At 66.7% G+C, this 15,759-nt stretch carries 14 protein-coding genes; 4 read left to right on the forward strand and 10 right to left on the reverse strand.

The genetic code is table 11. The annotated features are described in order from the left end of the window. Window positions 1-2 precede the first annotated feature (2 nt). From lptE to QNJ67_19940, 4 genes are all read right to left on the reverse strand, one after another. Window positions 3-512: an LPS assembly lipoprotein LptE gene (lptE, locus tag QNJ67_19925; GenBank protein ID MDJ0611253.1), complete on the reverse strand. Its 510-nt coding sequence runs from the start codon at window positions 510-512 to the stop codon at window positions 3-5. Continuing rightward, window positions 499-3,054: a leucine--tRNA ligase gene (gene leuS, locus QNJ67_19930; GenBank protein ID MDJ0611254.1), complete on the reverse strand. Its 2,556-nt coding sequence runs from the start codon at window positions 3,052-3,054 to the stop codon at window positions 499-501. Before leuS ends, lptE begins: the two co-directional genes overlap by 14 nt. Window positions 3,055-3,153: 99 nt before the next feature. After that, entirely contained in the window at window positions 3,154-3,702 is a 549-nt protein-coding gene (locus tag QNJ67_19935; GenBank protein ID MDJ0611255.1) for a DUF3576 domain-containing protein, read from the reverse strand. Between the two features lie 118 nt (window positions 3,703-3,820). Then, a complete protein-coding gene (locus QNJ67_19940) occupies window positions 3,821-4,942 on the reverse strand; it encodes a hypothetical protein (protein ID MDJ0611256.1) in 1,122 nt (373 codons plus the stop codon). A 236-nt stretch (window positions 4,943-5,178) separates the two neighbouring features. On the opposite strand from QNJ67_19940, the gene QNJ67_19945 reads away from it, so the two are divergent. Both QNJ67_19945 and QNJ67_19950 read left to right on the forward strand, forming a co-directional pair. Next, window positions 5,179-6,051 (forward strand): sulfotransferase domain-containing protein, encoded by an 873-nt coding sequence (locus QNJ67_19945; protein MDJ0611257.1) that lies wholly within the window; start codon window positions 5,179-5,181, stop codon window positions 6,049-6,051. Window positions 6,052-6,303: 252 nt separating this feature from the next. Beyond that, complete coding sequence (locus tag QNJ67_19950) at window positions 6,304-7,488, forward strand: porin (protein MDJ0611258.1); 1,185 nt, start codon at window positions 6,304-6,306, stop codon at window positions 7,486-7,488. A gap of 127 nt (window positions 7,489-7,615) precedes the next feature. Here the strand turns inward: QNJ67_19950 and QNJ67_19955 are convergent, their stop codons facing one another. From QNJ67_19955 to QNJ67_19965, 3 genes are read right to left on the reverse strand one after another with little or no spacing between them, the layout of a single operon-like run. Beyond that, window positions 7,616-8,815 carry a cupin domain-containing protein gene (locus QNJ67_19955; GenBank protein MDJ0611259.1) on the reverse strand — a complete coding sequence of 400 codons (1,200 nt, stop codon included), beginning with the start codon at window positions 8,813-8,815 and terminating at the stop codon, window positions 7,616-7,618. Window positions 8,816-8,853: 38 nt separating this feature from the next. After that, window positions 8,854-9,708 (reverse strand): sulfotransferase domain-containing protein, encoded by an 855-nt coding sequence (locus QNJ67_19960; protein MDJ0611260.1) that lies wholly within the window; start codon window positions 9,706-9,708, stop codon window positions 8,854-8,856. 9 nt (window positions 9,709-9,717) lie between these two features. After that, complete coding sequence (locus QNJ67_19965) at window positions 9,718-10,698, reverse strand: hypothetical protein (GenBank protein MDJ0611261.1); 981 nt, start codon at window positions 10,696-10,698, stop codon at window positions 9,718-9,720. 128 nt (window positions 10,699-10,826) lie between these two features. On the opposite strand from QNJ67_19965, the gene QNJ67_19970 reads away from it, so the two are divergent. Next, window positions 10,827-11,894, forward strand: coding sequence for a 2OG-Fe(II) oxygenase (locus tag QNJ67_19970; protein MDJ0611262.1), 1,068 nt, complete (start codon window positions 10,827-10,829; stop codon window positions 11,892-11,894). A gap of 103 nt (window positions 11,895-11,997) precedes the next feature. Here QNJ67_19970 and QNJ67_19975 read toward each other — a convergent pair whose 3' ends face one another. The 3 genes from QNJ67_19975 to QNJ67_19985 all read right to left on the reverse strand — a co-directional run bounded on the left by QNJ67_19975 (window position 11,998) and on the right by QNJ67_19985 (window position 15,008). Beyond that, complete coding sequence (locus QNJ67_19975) at window positions 11,998-12,618, reverse strand: TIGR02466 family protein (protein MDJ0611263.1); 621 nt, start codon at window positions 12,616-12,618, stop codon at window positions 11,998-12,000. A gap of 40 nt (window positions 12,619-12,658) precedes the next feature. Then, entirely contained in the window at window positions 12,659-13,306 is a 648-nt protein-coding gene (locus tag QNJ67_19980; GenBank protein MDJ0611264.1) for a 2OG-Fe(II) oxygenase family protein, read from the reverse strand. A gap of 91 nt (window positions 13,307-13,397) precedes the next feature. Continuing rightward, a complete protein-coding gene (locus QNJ67_19985; protein MDJ0611265.1) occupies window positions 13,398-15,008 on the reverse strand; it encodes a sulfotransferase in 1,611 nt (536 codons plus the stop codon). A 125-nt stretch (window positions 15,009-15,133) separates the two neighbouring features. On the opposite strand from QNJ67_19985, the gene QNJ67_19990 reads away from it, so the two are divergent. After that, on the forward strand, window positions 15,134-15,759 hold a 626-nt coding region (locus tag QNJ67_19990; GenBank protein MDJ0611266.1), incomplete at its 3' end, for an endonuclease/exonuclease/phosphatase family protein.

Below are 15,759 nucleotides of genomic sequence, written 5' to 3' on the forward strand. Positions count from 1 at the left end.
GTTCAGGCGTCGCGTGTGAAGTAGATGCCGAGGCGCCGCTCGATTTCATTGGCGACCTCCCTGAGGCCCCGGTCGAGCGCGTCCTCCTCTGACACCGAGGTCGCATAGAAGGCATCCAGGATGTTGTAGCTATTGACCGATTCGCTTCGGGCCTCGAACAGGACGGCACCCTCCCGGCTGGTCAGGGTATAGATCGCCGTCACGATCAGATTGGCGCGTGTCGCGGTCTCGTCCTCCCGGATGCCCAGGGAGACAACCCGCGACTCCAGCAAGACCCGCAGAATGTAGAGGTGCTCGACCCTCTGGCCTTCGGGATTGAGGCGGTCACGCAGCAGGTTGTGGAGCTTCTGCCCGCTCTGGCCCGTGAGCGGAACGATCCGGGTCTGAGCGAAGCTGGTCTGCTGGACCGTATCGGGTCCTTCGGAGGGTGCGTAGAGTGGCCGGAAGCCGCAACCCGAAACGGTCAGCAGCGCGGCGACCAGCAGAGCGAGGGCTCGGTCACGCGACGACATTGACGATCCGGTTCGGGACCACGATGACCTTGCGCGGATCCTTGCCGTCCAGGGCCCGCTGCACGCCTTCGAGGGCGAGCGCCGCGTCCCTGACCGACGCCTCCTCGCTGTTAAGCGCGAGGGTCAACGTGCCGCGCAGCTTGCCGTTGACCTGGACTCCCATGGTCACGGTGTCTTCCTTGGTGAGCGCCGGATCGGCCTCGGGCCAGCTCTCCTCGACCAGAGAGGTATTGTGGCCGAGCCGCTGCCAGAGCTCCTCGGCCAAGTGCGGCATCATCGGCCCGACCAGCCGAACGAGCATCTCCAAGGCTTCGCGTTGCGCCCAATAGTCGCCGTTGTTCTTGGCCTTGAAAGCGCCCAGGGCGTTGGCCAGCTCGCGGGTCCGGGCGACCGCGACGTTGAAGTGGAACTGCTCGACGTTTTGGGTCACAGCCGCGATGGTCTTGTGGGTCGCGCGGCGCAGATCGAGAGCGGCGGCGCCGAGGTCGTTCGGCAGGGGGGCGCCGGCCGGCGGCAGCGCGTCCAGGGCCTCGCCGACCAACCGCCAGAGCCGCTGCACGAAGCGGAAGACCCCTTCGATGCCGGAATCGGTCCACTCCATGTCGCGGTCCGGCGGGCTGTCCGACAGCATGTACCAGCGCGCGGTATCGGCGCCGTAGGTGCTGATGATCTGCTCCGGATCGACGGTATTGCGCAGCGCCTTGCTCATCTTCACCGAGCGTCCGGCGGTCACCGGATTGCCGTCCAGGGTCTCGATGCCGCCGTCGACCCGCCGCACCTCGTCGGGCGAGAGCCAGCCGTCGGGGCCCTTGTAGGTCTCGTGGCAGATCATGCCCTGGGTGAAGAGTCCGGCGAAGGGCTCGTCGAGCTTCAGGTAGCCGCACTGGCTCATCGCCCGGGTAAAGAAGCGCGAGTAGAGCAGGTGCAGCACGGCGTGCTCGATGCCGCCGATGTACTGGTCCACCGGCAGCCAGTAGTCGACCGCCGCGCGATCCACCGGCTGTTCCGACTTCGGGCTGCAGAAGCGGGCGAAGTACCAGGAGGAGTCGACGAAGGTATCCATGGTGTCGGTGTCGCGCTCGGCCGCGCCGCCGCAAGTCGGGCAGTCGACCAGCTTCCAGGTCGGATGGTGGGCCAGCGGGTTGCCCGGCTTGTCGAAGGGCGCGTCCTCGGGCAGCGCCACCGGCAGATCGTCTTCCGGCACCGGGACGATCCCGCAGGCGGGACAATGGATCACCGGGATCGGGCAGCCCCAGTAGCGCTGCCGCGAGACGCCCCAGTCGCGCAAGCGGTACTGGATCTCGCCCTTGCCCTGGTTGTCGGCCTCGAGCCGGCCGATCGCCGCGTCGATCGCCTCGGCGACCGAGAGGCCGTTCAGGAAGTCGGAGTTGATGATCCGGCCCTCGCCGGTGAAGGCCGTGTCGCCGATCGCGTAGCTCCCCTCGTCCTCGCCGTCCGGCAGCACCACCGGCGGTACCGCCAGGCCGTACTTGCGAGCGAAGTCGAGGTCGCGCTGGTCATGCGCCGGGCAGCCGAAGATCGCCCCCGTCCCGTAGTCCATCAGCACGAAGTTGGCGACAAAGACCGGCAGTTCCTGGCCCGCGACGAAGGGATGCAGCGCCTTCAGCCCCGTGTCGAAGCCCCGCTTCTCGGCCGACTCGATGGCCTCCTCGCTGGTGCCCAGGCGGTCGCACTCGGCGACGAAGGCGGTCAGCTCGGGACTGTCCTTGGCGAGCTCGGCCGCGAGGGGGTGGTGCGGCGAGAGCGCGCAGAAGGAGGCGCCGAAGAGCGTGTCGGGCCGCGTGGTGAAGACCTCGAGCGGCTGGTTGCGGTCCTTGACCCGGAAGTCGATCCGCGCGCCGCGCGAGCGGCCGATCCACTTGTCCTGCATGACCCGGACCTTCTCCGGCCAGCGGTCCAGGGTTTGAAGCGCCTCCAGCAGGTCGTCGGCGTAGGCGGTGATCTTGAAGAACCACTGGGCCAGCTTGCGCCGCTCGACCAGGGCATCGGAGCGCCAGCCGCGGCCGTCGATCACCTGCTCGTTGGCCAGGACAGTCTGGTCGACCGGATCCCAGTTGACCCAGGACTCCTTGCGGTAGACCAGGCCCTCCTCGAGGAAGTCCAGGAACATCTTCTGCTCGTGCCGGTAATAGTCCGGCAGGCAGGTCGCGATCTCCCGACTCCAGTCGATCGAGAGGCCCATGCCCTTGAGCTGCGCGCGCATCACCGCGATGTTCTCCAGGGTCCACTTCGCCGGGTGGACCTTCTGCTTCATCGCGGCGTTCTCGGCCGGCAGACCGAAGGCGTCCCAGCCCATGGGATGGAGCACGTTGAAGCCCTTGGCGCGCTTATAGCGGGCGATGACGTCGCCGATCGTGTAGTTGCGCACGTGGCCCATGTGGATCCGCCCGGAGGGATAGGGGAACATCTCGAGCACGTAGTACTTCGGCCGGTCGGTCAGCTCCTCGACCGCGAAGCACCCGGACTCGTCCCAGTGGCGCTGCCACTTGGCCTCGATTTCCTTGACGTTGTATCGGCTCATGGCGGGCCTTTCATCGGCGCATCCCGCGTCACGGGCCGCTGCCTCATCCTTCGCCGCTCCCCGAGCGGCCCTTTGATCCTGGATTGCCGGGAAATGAGCCTACTGTGCCGCCGCGATCCTGAGCTGTCGCGCCCTCGTCAGGATCGCGTCTTCCAAGTCGATCTCGGTCCGATTGTCTACCTGGACGTCGACCCAGTTGCCGAGCGTGTCCTGACGCTGCCGGAACACGGCGGCCCTCAGCCCGTCGGCCCGCAGATCGCGACCCAGGATGTAGACGTTTACCTTGAAGCGCTCGCGGGTCGCTTCCGGCGGGCTGTACCAGTCGGTGATGATGACGCCGCCGAAGGGGTCGGCCGACGCGAGCGGCATGAAGGAGATGGTGTCGAGCGAAGCGCGCCATAGATAGGAATTGACGCCGATACCGCCGCCGCCGCCCGGGGCCACTTCGTCGCCGCCGCCGAAGAAGTCCAAGCCGCCGGGCCCGAAAATCGTGTCATCGTTCTCCGCGTAGGCGGTGCGGTTGCCCGCCATGACACGGTTGTTGGACTGCGGGTAGACCGTCTCCTCGCCAGTGCAGGCGGCGAGCAGACCCATCATCGCGGCCAGGGCCAGTGCGGACGTCGACCGCCAAACGGTAAGGGTCGTCATGGGCTCACTCCTATTGCCGCGATTCCGGCACACCTGTGCCCCTATCGCGATCCTTGACGCTGAAAATAGCGCCTCGGGCCGCAGAGTTCCAGCGTCTAGCCGGGACGCCGGCCCGGTGTCATTTCGACCAGCCGAACCGCTCGGCGAGCTCCCGCGGGATCAGCTTCCAGGCGCGCGCCCGCTGGTCCGCGCTGAAGACGCCGCGCCACTCCTCGGCTTGGCCCTTGCGCAAATGCACTACCTCGGACTCCGCGCCGGACCGAAAAAGGGTCCCGTCGATCCCGTAGTGGTCCAGGACCCTCGCGCAATAGTCGTCCGGCTCGGCGAGGAACTCTTCGAAGGTCATCACGAGGACCTCGATCTGCCGCTGCGGATCCTGTTCCACCGCGGTCCATCCCCGCAGGAAATCGATCAGCAGAGGCAGGTAGTGCTCGATGCACCAATCCACGTAGCCGGCGAAATCGGCCTTGTCGACCGATGTCGGCGGCACGGTCTTGCGCCAGATCGGCGCTATCAGTCTCATGCTGACGTCGTCGCGGACGAAGTGTGCCCAGGACAAGGTGGCCTGCCGCGGGTCCCGGACGTGGCAGACCATGCGGGTCAAGCCGCCGTCGGCCAGGCACTTGATGTTGAACGGCGTGGCGGGAAGGTGTTCCTTGGCGATGAAGCCGCCTTCACAGGCGGCTTTCACGCGGATCGGGACGACGCAGCAATCGGGAAAAAGGCCGACCGAAATGTGGCCCTGACCCAGGGTCAGGCCCTCGGCCAGTTTGTTCCAGATGCTCTCGCTCGCCGATTTCGGCAGGGTGTTCATCAGCATGGCGGGCAAGCCCCGCTCCTTGCCGATGCGTCGGCGGCGGCTGAAGTCGGCGACAGTCGAGCGGACCGGGTTGATGGTCAGCTCCAGGTCGGCCGCATAGCTCTCGGCTTCCTGCACGCGGCCCCTGGCGAGCAGCAGGTTGACCAGGGGCCCCCGCGCCTTGGTCATTTGCGGCATCTGCTGGACTACGGCTTTGTAGACGGCGATCGCCCGGTCGATATAGGCCTCGGCCTGGACGTCGTCGCCCTGCTGGTAGGCGATCGACGACAGCATGGTAAGGGATTCGGGGTGATTGGGCACCCTGGCCAGAATCGCGCCGTAAGCGGCCTTGGCCTCGTTCAGCTCGCCCGCCGCCTGTCGGGATCGGGCGGCGGCGAACTCCTCGCCGATGTCGGGCCGATTGCGTGCGGCCTCTGTCATGATCGGAGCTCCGTTGGGAATCAACTTGCGGCGCCGGTCGCCTGCCCGGAACTCACTCCCGCGGCGCGCCCTGCGAGGCGCCGGAGTATGGCCAAGACGCCGGGCTGCCGCAAGTTCGGCTTGGGTCGGGCGGGCGCCGCCGCTCGCTTGCGCCGCCCCGGGCCATCCACTAAACAGGCCTCCACGTCGCTCGGGGGCCGATCGCTCTCGAGGCGCGCTCCAGAGTTGGTCGAGGCATGTCCGGGATAATCTGGTTGGCGTCCTATCCCAAGTCAGGCAACACCTGGCTGCGCGCCTTCCTCGCCAACTACCTGACCGAAGCCCGGCGGCCGGTTGCCATCAACGACCTGCCCAACCACATCCTGGGCGACAACATGCTGCTCCACTACGAGCAGTTCACGGGCCGCAAGTCCGACGAGCTGACCGACACCGAGGTTGCGCGCCTGCGGCCGGCGATCCATCGCTGGTTCGCCGAGTCGTCGCAGAACGACGTCTTCGTCAAGACCCACAACGCGATCGCGCAGGTCGACGGCGCGCCGCTCATCACGCCCAGCGCCACGGTCGGCGCGATCTACGTCGTCCGCAACCCGATGGACGTGGCGGTGTCCTTTGCGCACCACTATCAGGTCGACTACGCGCGCGCCGTCGAGTCCTTGGGCGAGGAGAACTACTGCCTGCCGCCGACTAGCGGCCTGCTGCCGCAGTACCTGGGGTCCTGGTCCGGCCACGTGCGGAGCTGGATCGACGCCCCGGGTCTGACGCTCCATCTCATGCACTACGAGGACATGCTCAAGAAGCCGCTGGCGACCTTCGGCCGCCTGACCAAGTTCCTCGGGTTTCGCAGAGACCCGGCCAGGCTGCGGCGCGCGATCCGCTTCAGTTCCTTCGGCGAGCTCTCCGCCCAGGAACGCGAGACCCGTTTCGTCGAGGCCCGCCCGGACGACAAGACCGCCTTCTTCCGCAGCGGCGCCGCCGGCGCCTGGCGCGAGGTTCTCACCGATGATCAGGTCGAGGCGCTGGTCAGCCGCAATCGCGCACTCCTGGTCCGACTCGGCTATCTGCGAGAAGACGGGACCCTGGCCGAGGACCGAAGCCGGGTCAAAAGTTAACGGATCGCGGTCGCTCGTTAAGAGAAGCGCGCCGATTGTGGCATCTGCGCAACAGTGCGAGTGAAATGTCACAGCGATCGGGGCCGCATACTTGACCCATAAAGAGATGATCGTGCCTACTCGCCCTGCGTCCCGTGCCCTGCGGGTCGTGTTTTCCGTTCGTTTTCACTTCTCCAAGCGGAACAGGGCTGATTCGCTTGGGGAGAGCGGGCGGAACTCCCAACGGTTTCTACGTAGAGAGGCTTTGGAGCTATGAAGAAACTACTCTATGGCACGACCGCCCTCGTGGCTGCTGGTGCTTTGGGGTCGACCGCGGCGCAAGCCGAGGAAGGCATCAAGCTCAGCTTGGGCGGTTACATGAACCAGTTCTTCGGTGCTGGTGGTCTCGACAGTGACCAGGACACCGACTACAACTCGGCCGGTCTGTTCAGCGACGGCGAGGTCTGGTTCGTCGGTGAGACCACCCTGGACAACGGCATCACCTTCGGTGCCAACATCCAGTTGGAATCCTTCGGCGCCGGCGACCGCGGCGGCACCGCCGACGTGATCGACGAAGACTTCGCTTACATCTCGGGCAGCTTCGGCCGCGTCAACATCGGTTCCGAGAACTCGGCGGCGTACCTCATGCAGTACGGTGCTCCGAACGTCGGCGCGCCGATCAACTCGGGCTGGCTCTCGACGTTCATCCCGTCCGACGGTGCGAACACCGGCGGTGGCGGCTTCCGTACGCCGCGTCTCTCGACCTACCTGGACTGGAACAACGACGAGAACGTGATCACCTACTTCACGCCTCGCTTCGCTGGCTTCCAGATCGGCGCCACCTACGCGCCGACGGTCTCCGAGAGCGGTGACGGCGCCAACTTCCCGGTCCAGGCCGACCAGGACACGGAGTTCAGCAACGGCATCGCCGTCGGCGTGAACTACGTGAACACCCTCGGTCCGGTCGATCTGGCCGTGGCCGGCGGCTACCGCTGGGCCAAGGGTCCGGAGGATAACGCCGGTGGTGAGTCGACCAACTTCGACAACAGCGACACCAACCTCCGGCAGTACAGCGCCGGCCTCAACGTTGGTTTCTCCGGCGTGACCATCGGCACCTCGCTCGGTGTCGAGGACAGTGGCCGGCCGACCGACGGCTGGGGCTACGACGCCGGTGTCTCCTACGGCCAGGGCCCTTGGGCGGTTGGCTTGACCTGGTTCCAGAGCCAGGTCAAAGGCCGTTCGGGCTTTGATACCGGCGCCACTGCCACAAACGTGTCCGGCGACGATGAGCTCATGGCTCTTCAGGCCGGTGCGTCCTACGCTGTGGGCCCGGGCATCACGGCCTCTCTCTCGGTGCTCTACGCCGATTGGGAAAGCGACAACACCGGTACCGGCACTATTGGCAAAGAAGATGCGAACGGCATCTACGGCATCGTCGGTCTCAAGTACAAGTTCTGATCGAGAATTCGATCGAACCTTTCGAGGGGGGGCGGATTTTCCGCCCCCCTTTTTCTTTCCGAGGGTTGAGCGACGCCGCCGAACGCCCGTAGAGGATTCTGGAAACGGTCCCATCCGACCGTGGGCGCTAGATGCGCTCGACCAGCCCGGCTCTTTGCATGCGCTCCAGAAGGTTGGCCACGCGGCCCGGATCGAGCGTCTCGAAAGCTTGGCGCAGGGCCCGCGTTGAGAAGAAATCCCGCTCGAGGATCCACTGCGCCGTCTGCGCCTCCTCGTCATCGAGCGCTAGCGAGACATTCTCTCCGGTCAAACGCCATGCGTCGCCGTCGCGGTGCAACTGCTTGCGCCGCCAGCGGACCCGGAACCGCCCCGCGTCGTCGCGCGCCGGCAGGTTGAAGTCCGCCACCCGCTCGAAGGCCGCCTTGCCCATGAAGTCCCGGAGCTGACTGGCGATTACCGGCTGGCGGATGATCTCGCCCAGCCGGTCCGCGACCCGCTCCAGGAAGACCCCGTGGGATTCGCTCTCGTCGATGTGCGGCAGATGCTCCCGGAACATCGGGTCCTTCGTCAGGTCCTTGAGCAGAGCCTCCAGGAAGTCCTGAACGACCAGATGCATGACACCGAAGGATACGTGCAGGCAGGCGTCGGACGACGAGAGGGCGTCGTGATACTGGCCGTGGGGAATGTAGAGCAGGTCCCCTGGGTTCATGGTGATCTCGGCGACGCGCGCGCCCTTGGCCGCCTCGTGATGCCGGTCGGAGAAGCTCTGCCGGTTGCCGCCGGGGTAGTCGGCCGCATTGACCATGCGGCCTTCGTAGATGTGCCAGGTCTTCGACCCGGCGATATGGCAGGCGAAGACGTTCTGCGTGTCGAAATGGGACCCGTAGCCCTGGGTCGCCTTCCACGAGCAGAACAGGCTGGCGCAGACCTGGGCGCCGGTCACGGTCTCGAGAGTCTGAGCGACGGAGCGCAGCGGGGGCGAAAGCAGCTCGACGAAATCCAGCGCCAGGGTCGCTCCCTCGCGCAACAGCGCCCGGACCCGGCCGACTTCGGGCTTCATGGCCGGGCCGCCCTCACGGTTCAGCGAGCGGTAGCAGAACTCCTCGGACTTGAGCAGGCGGCCGTCGAGTGCGAGTTCGAAGGAGCGGTCGGTCCACAAGGTGGACATGCCGAGCAGATCGTTGAGCTGGTCCCAGGAGAAGACCTGTGTGAACTTCTCCGGGTCCCCCGGAATGTGCAGGAAACGTTTGCCATAGTAGTCCGCAAAGAACTCGTGCGGATCTATCGGTGCGATTAGTTCGCGAAACGTGAGGAACTGGCTGTCCACAGGAGCCCCTTAAAGCCCCGTGCTCGCGGGGTCAAGCGTTACAGCGGTTCGCCCGACTCGGTCAAATAGCCGAAACGGCGCATGGTCGGCCCGTTGGTGGCGATCATCCGCTCGATCTGGTCGCCGGTCAGGCTGGCCCGCCAGGCCCCGCTCTTGCCCTGGCGGAAAAAGGGCGTGCTCGCGCCAGCCGGCTGCTCCTTGAAGGCCGTGCCCTTCTCTTGCCCGGAAAGCTCCTGGAAGCCACTGAAACGGACGGCTTTTCTTCGCCGCTCGGGCTCGTCCGGCCAGCGCAGGAAGGTGCAGAGCGCGGCGAAGGTCTGCTCGGCCGCGTCCGACATGTCCTCGTAGCGCATCACGTGGGGGGCGAGGCCTGGAGCCTCGACCCAGCTTCTGACGTGCTGCGACCAGCTGCCGAGGTACTGCGGCAGGGCCCTGGCCTTGCCGGGGACGACGTGGTCGCGCCGGCACAGGGCATCGACCGCCTCGTCGAGGGTGATGCGGTAGTGGTGGGCGTAGGAGACGGCCACGTCCAGCGGATTGCGCACCACGTAGACCGCGCCCACGGTTGCGCCGGGGGTGATCAGGTCCGAACCGTCGACCCGGCCGATCAGGTTGTGGGTCTTGACGAAGACCGTCTGGTTCTTGGAGGTCGCGAACCATTCGTGGACCTTGGGGCGCAGCCGCGCGACCTCCTCGGGCGTCAGCTCCTCGGCCTTCCGGCCGCTCAGGCGTTCGTAATGGACCAGGAACCCGTCGCCCAGCGCGTAGCCGATCAGTTCGTTGATCGGCAGCGGGCTGTCCCGGTTGCACATGTAGTTGGCGAGAAACGCGCGCAGCCAGGTGTTTCCCGACTTTGGATAGGACGCCAGCCAGATGATGCCCCAGAGCTTCACGGCAGTCGCCTAGCCAAGGCGCAGCCGCACAGCTTCCAGTGCCTTGTAAGGCGCGCGCAACCAGGCCTCGCAAAGCGCGTTCAATTGCGCGGTGGCTTGACGCCGCTTTTCTTCGGAGTCCGGAACGAAAGGCTGGCTCGCGTCCTTCGCGTGCCCCTGAAAGGCCGCGGCGACGGCGGTTCGGTTCGCGGCCTCGATTTCGAAGCCGAAGTGACGGGCAACGGCCTCCAGGGCGGTGGGCGACAGCTGATCGTAGTTGATCATCACGCCGCCTTGGGGTCGCGATTCCAGGGCCGTTGACATGAGCCGGCCCAGCATAAGGCCGCAGAACTCGGCGGGCTTGAGACCGGCAACCTGCTGGGGCGCCACACGCGCGAGCGCGGCCGCCGCGGCCGGATCGCTTATCCGCGCCCAGCCCGGCGGGCGGCGCAGGAGCGATACCATGACCTCGACCGGCTCTCTGTACAAGAAGACCCAGGGGACATGGGGATAGGCCCGCCGGATCGCCGCGAAGGAGAGCAGGCAGTGGCTCGTGTACTTCACGACGTAGCGCGTCTGTTCCGGCGCGCGCGGTTGCCCCAGCGCGCCGATCAGGCCGCGAAACCGCGCTTCCCAGCGCTCGGGGTCACCGTCGGGCGAGCCGATCAATTGGTTCACCGGCGGCGGCTCCGAGACCACCAGCACCGACGGCAGGGTTTTCAGTGCCTTTGCGAGCAGGGTGGAACCCGTACGCCCCATGTGGAAGATGAAACCGCAGGGGTCCAGGCAGCTGGCTCGCTGGGCGAAACCCTCAAGAGCCTTCGCCGGCGTTTGAAGCACTTGCGCTCCCGGCTGGCGCAGCGCGGCGCCGATCGTATCGGCGAAGAAGGGTTCGTCGAATTGCCTGGAGCCGAGCTCGAGCCAACGCACCCCTTCCTCGTATCCGCCGATGGTCACGCTGAACGGCGTCCAGCCTGCGAGGTTTGCCGGCTCTGGGTTGTTTTGACGCATGATGGCTAAACGGTTGTGCTATCGATTGCTTTACGGAATGCTCACGAGCAGGACACTAGCACTTGGCGACGGCCAGGGAAAACGCCCAGCCGTCGATGCCGCGAGATGGCGTTGGATTCCGAAAGCCCATGACGACAGATACGCTGAGCGCTCTCGACCGCGGCGACCGCGCTCCAAACTTCTGGCTGCCCACCGCCGAAGGGCTCCTCGGCCAATTCTACGACCGTTTCAAGGGCAACAAGGTCGTGCTGTTCCTGTGCCCGTCGCTGCGCGACGCCGCGCTGCGCCGGGAGCTGGCGGCGCTGCACGACGGCCTCGGTGCGTTGCCGCCGGGCTCTGCCCATCTCGTCGTCGTGTCACGGGACACTGAGCTTGCTCCGGACGGTCTCCAGGGCGGCGACGCCGTCACCTTCTTTTCGGATCCGGAAGGGAAAATCCTCCAGGGCTACGGAGCGCTCGGCCCGAAGTGCCTGCTCGTCGATCCGGCCCAGCGGGTCCTCGCCCAGCATAGCGGCCAGACGGGCCATGCGGCCGCGGTGCTTTCGGCGCTCGGCGAGCGCGAAGAGAGGATGCAACCCGACGTCCTGTCCGAGCAGGCGCCGGTCCTACTCCTGCCCAACGTCTTCGACGACGCGCTCTGCGAGCGGCTGATCCGGGACTGGGCGAGCGACAACTTCGAGGGCGAGGTCATCACCGGCCACCCGGACATGACCCAAGACCCCGACGCCGCCGGCGTCCAGCACGCGATCAAGAAGCGGCGAGACCATGAGCCGAAACCGGCCTTCAACAAGACGCTGCGGCAACTTGCGGGCCGGCGCATCGTACCGGAGCTCTACAAGGCCTTTCAGTTCAAGACCGGCTTTCTGAAACCCTTTCTCATCGGCTGCTACACCGAACACCGCGGCGACTATTTTCTGCCGCACCGAGACAACGCGTCGAAAGAGACCCAGAATCGGCGGTTCGCGATCAGCATCAACCTGAACGACGACTACGAGGGCGGCTGCCTCCGGTTCGCCGAGTTCAGCGACCGCCTGTACCGTCCGCCGAGAGGCGGCGCGATCGTCTTCTCCTGCTCGCTCTTGCACGAGGCCACCCCGGTGACCCGCGGCGAGCGCTATGTCGCGCTTTCCTTTGTTTTCGGCGCCGGCGACCCGCCGCCCCGCGGGCCCGTGGCGCCGGCGGCCGGCGTGACCTAACGGCGGCGAGACTTCGCTTGCCGTTCAGAAGTGCCGCGCTCGCGGGCGGGAGCGGATCACCTTGTGACGGAGAGTTTCGCGGTTCCGGAAAACCCGATCCGCTCTAGAGAAAGGCTTGGCCCGACTCGTAGCCCATCTGGCCCTTGATCATGATGTTGAAGCTGATGCTGATGCGGTCCTGGTCGCTCCGGTTCTCTTTTACGAGGTGCTGGAACCAGGATTGAAACACCAGGAGCTGTCCCTCCCGCGGCACGATGGTGTGCTTCGACGAATTGAAGGGCGTATAGCCGCTGACTTTCGGCAGCAGCACGATGGCCTGCTGTCGGGGGTCGTGGAACTCGATGTCGCCCGAGCCTTCGGCCGCCGCGACGTAGTAGACGCCGCTCAGAAAGTTGTTGGGGTGGGTGTGGATCTGGTGGCTGTGACCGCCCGGATTGACGTTGGCCCAGCAATTGGTGATCACGAAGCCGTCGCACTCGACCTTGAGGAAATCCAGCACGCCCTTTGAAGCCGCGCCGATGCAACGGGTCAGCGCCGCGAAGGCGGGCAGCTCGTGCAGGTTGCCGCGGCTCTGCCAGCCGGCGGCGCCGCTGCGAAAGCCCGATGTCTCGCGCAGGGAGCCGAGCGCGCCGATCATCTCGGCGTTCATCGCCGCGTAGTCCTGCAGCTGGTGGACCCAGACGCAGGAAGGAAAGTACTGCTTCACTTCGCAACTGGCGAACATGGTCTGCCTGCCTTCGCTCGCTTTGGGGACCGCCGCCCGGTCAGCCGATACCCTGCCATTTCGGCGGGCTGACGGTCTCGGTGAACGACGAGAACATGATGTTGAAGCTGACGCTCACCCGTTCCACTTCGGCTTTGTTGGGCAGCACGGAGTGGCGGAACCAGGACGGGAACATGACCAGCTGGCCCTCCTTGACCGGAAGGTTGACCTGGCTCGTGTTGAAATTGTTCTGCTCCCGGACCTTGGGGGTGATGATGTTGAGCTGCGGACGCGGCTCGTGGAACGTGATGCTGTCGCCGCCCGGCGCGACGCGCACGTAGTAGACGCCGCTCAGGAAGTTGTTCGGGTGGCTGTGGGTGGCGTGCGGCGAACCCGATGGATTGACGTTGCCCCAGCACCCGGTCACCTCGAAGCTGTCATAGTCAACCTGCAGAAACTCGAGAGTCTCGGCGGTGGCGGCGTGAACGCAGGCGAGGAAGTCGGCCATGTCGGCGCGCTTGTGGAGGTCGTTCCGGGTCTGCCAGGTCTGCCCCGGCTCGAGCGGTGGCCGCGGCGTGATGATCTCCTCGACGATGGCCAGGAGCTGCCGGTTCATTGGCTCGTAGTCGCTGGGCGCGAGTTCGCGAACCCAGACCAAGGTCGGAAAGAACGGCAAGGCCTGCGAAGACGTGAACCGAAAAGTTTTCATACCTAGGCCCTAAGCTTCTGATCCAAATGGGAAAAATTCCCCTGTTTGAAAAGTCTCATATCACGCCTCGGTGGGGGGCGACAAGCGCCGGTCACTCGGCGAAGGGTCCCAGGGCGACGCGCAGGGGCTCCAGATGCGCGCGGTAGGCGCGCCAGCGGCCGACCGACCGGCCGTGAACCTTCTGGCGCACCTGCCACTGACTCGCGGTCGCCACCGTTCCCGGCGCGCTGTGGTGGGAGAGGCAGGCGTCGTCCCACGCGAGCCCCAGCTCCGCCAGCAGGCGTCGGGTTGCGCCCGCCGGATCGGCGGCCAGCGCTTCGTAGTCGACCTCGACGATGTCCAGGGCAGGGATCGTCCGCCAGTGATCCATCAGGCGGCGGTAGTCCTGGTAGTAGGCGCCGATGTCGGCGAGGTCCTGGGCGAAGGCGTTGCCCTGCGCGAAGTTCTGGAAATAGCAGGAGAGGCAGGTATCCATGGCGTCGCGGCGGCAATGGACGATGCGCGCTGCGGGAAACAGCGCGGCGATCAGTCCAATATGCCGGAAGTTCTGCGGCATCTTGTCGGTGACGAAGGCGCTCTGGGCGCCGCCGACCCGGTCCAGCTCCGCGAGGTAGCCCGCCGCGGCCGCCTCCAGGGTCTTGCCGGGGAGCTTCCAGAAGCCCTCGGGATAGCCGCGCAGCCCGGCGGCGAGGTCGTCCAGCGCCGTCAACTCGCCGCCCGCCGAAACCGCGTGGTGCGCGCCAAGGATCCGCTCGACCAGAGTCGTGCCCGACCGGGGCATGCCCAGGACGAAGATCGGCCGGCTGCTCGTGCTGGCGCCCTGGTGCTCGCGGCCGAAGCGCTCCGCCGAAAAGGCCCGGATGATCCGATCGACGGAATCCCGGTGCCGCTTGGGGTCGTAGGCCTTGCCGCGCGCGAGGCTTTCCGCCTTGGCCGTCTCGTTCGACCGGCTGAAATGCGCGAAGGCGCGGTCGTGCGCGCCCTCGAGATCGGCCAGGAAGCCGAGGGCGTTATGGATCAGCACCGCCTCGGGCCCCGTCAAACGATGACCCGCCGCGCGGTCCCGGAAGCGTTGCTCGACCGCCCGGTCCACCGCCGCCTTGCCGGACTTGGACGAGAGCGCCAGGTGGTAGAAGGCCTTGGCGTGATCCGGTTGCAGGGCCAGAGCGGCGCGATAGGCGCGCCGGGACTCCGCGCCGGATCCCACCGCGGCGTAGGCATTGCCCAGACTGACGTGGGCGGTGGCGAGATCCGGCCGCAGACCGACCGCCCGCCGATAGGCGTCGATCGCCGCGCTCGCGCGCCCGGCGGCGCGCAGGCGATTGCCCAGGTTGACCTGAAACTCGGCCAGCTTGGGATTGGCCGCGCAGGCCTGACGCGCCGCCTCGACGGCCTCCTCGCGCAGCCCGGCGCCCGCGAGGGCGAGCGAGAGATTGTTGTAAAAGCCGGCTTCGGGTTGCCCGGCGGCGATCGCCGCGCGAAGCAAGGCGACGGCCTCTCGGTGCTGCCCGCGCTGCAGGGCGATCAGGCCGCCAAGCTCGAGGATCGCCGGCTGACCCGGATGCCGCTTCAGGAGACGCTTGCAGATCCGCGCCGCCTCTTCGAACCGTCCGGCCCGCAGCAGTCCGCGCGCTTCCGCGAAGCGCTTTTCGTCGTCGGCCTGCTTGCCCGCTTCGGCGGCGGTCGGGGGTGGCGGCGTCATGGCGCAAGGTTATAGCGGAATTGCACGAGATCGACAGGTCGAAGACGGCGCCTTGCCAGAGGGGCGCCGGTCCAACAGTCTGACAACGTCGGCATCGGCAAGCCACCCGGCGGAGCGACGCGTCCGTGCGCATTGCGACCTTCAACGTCCAGAATCTCAGGCTGCGCCGCCGCGGCGGCGAGGCCCGGCTCGACGGCGCACGCGACGCCGACATTCCCGAGGACCTGGGGGCCGAGGCGGCAGCGCTCGATCCACTCGACCGGCGGCTCACCGCCGCGGTGCTGCGACAGGCCGACGCGGACCTGGTCGGCCTCCAGGAAGTCTTCGACCGGGCGACGCTCGACCACTTCCACGACCGGGTGCTGGTCGCCGCCGGCTCGGCGCCCTATCCCCACCGCTGCTGCCTGCCAGGCAACGACGGCCGCGGCCTCAACGTCGCGGCCATGAGCCGCCGGCCGTTCCTTCGGATCACCAGCCACGCGGCCGAGACCACCGCCTCGCTCGGTCTCGATTCCCGGGTCCTGGGACCCGAGGATGCGATCTTCCGGCGCGACTGCCTCGAGTTGGCCGTCGGCGAGCTGACCGCTTTCGTCTGTCATTTCAAGGCGCCCTATCCGGATCCGGCGGCGGCCTGGGCGGTCCGCCGCCTGGAGGCGGAGGCGGTGCGGCGGCTGGTCGAGCGCCGCTTTTCGCAGCCGGAGCGCGCGCTCTGGCTCATCCTCGGCGACCTCAACGAACCGGCCGAGGAAGA

This window comes from Kiloniellales bacterium, assembly GCA_030064845.1.
In the GTDB taxonomy this organism is placed as follows: domain Bacteria; phylum Pseudomonadota; class Alphaproteobacteria; order Kiloniellales; family JAKSDN01; genus JASJEC01.

Bases quoted from the DNA above. Each gene is read 5' to 3' on its own strand.
- leuS (MDJ0611254.1), bottom strand. From the start codon at position 3,054: ATGAGCCGATACAACGTCAAGGAAATCGAGGCCAAGTGGCAGCGCCAC.
- QNJ67_19950 (MDJ0611258.1), top strand. From the start codon at position 6,304: ATGAAGAAACTACTCTATGGCACGACCGCCCTCGTGGCTGCTGGTGCT.
- QNJ67_19975 (MDJ0611263.1), bottom strand. From the start codon at position 12,618: ATGTTCGCCAGTTGCGAAGTGAAGCAGTACTTTCCTTCCTGCGTCTGG.
- QNJ67_19985 (MDJ0611265.1), bottom strand. From the start codon at position 15,008: ATGACGCCGCCACCCCCGACCGCCGCCGAAGCGGGCAAGCAGGCCGAC.
- QNJ67_19980 (MDJ0611264.1), bottom strand. From the start codon at position 13,306: ATGAAAACTTTTCGGTTCACGTCTTCGCAGGCCTTGCCGTTCTTTCCG.
- QNJ67_19940 (MDJ0611256.1), bottom strand. From the start codon at position 4,942: ATGACAGAGGCCGCACGCAATCGGCCCGACATCGGCGAGGAGTTCGCC.
- QNJ67_19935 (MDJ0611255.1), bottom strand. From the start codon at position 3,702: ATGACGACCCTTACCGTTTGGCGGTCGACGTCCGCACTGGCCCTGGCC.
- QNJ67_19965 (MDJ0611261.1), bottom strand. From the start codon at position 10,698: ATGCGTCAAAACAACCCAGAGCCGGCAAACCTCGCAGGCTGGACGCCG.
- QNJ67_19970 (MDJ0611262.1), top strand. From the start codon at position 10,827: ATGACGACAGATACGCTGAGCGCTCTCGACCGCGGCGACCGCGCTCCA.
- QNJ67_19945 (MDJ0611257.1), top strand. From the start codon at position 5,179: ATGTCCGGGATAATCTGGTTGGCGTCCTATCCCAAGTCAGGCAACACC.
- lptE (MDJ0611253.1), bottom strand. From the start codon at position 512: ATGTCGTCGCGTGACCGAGCCCTCGCTCTGCTGGTCGCCGCGCTGCTG.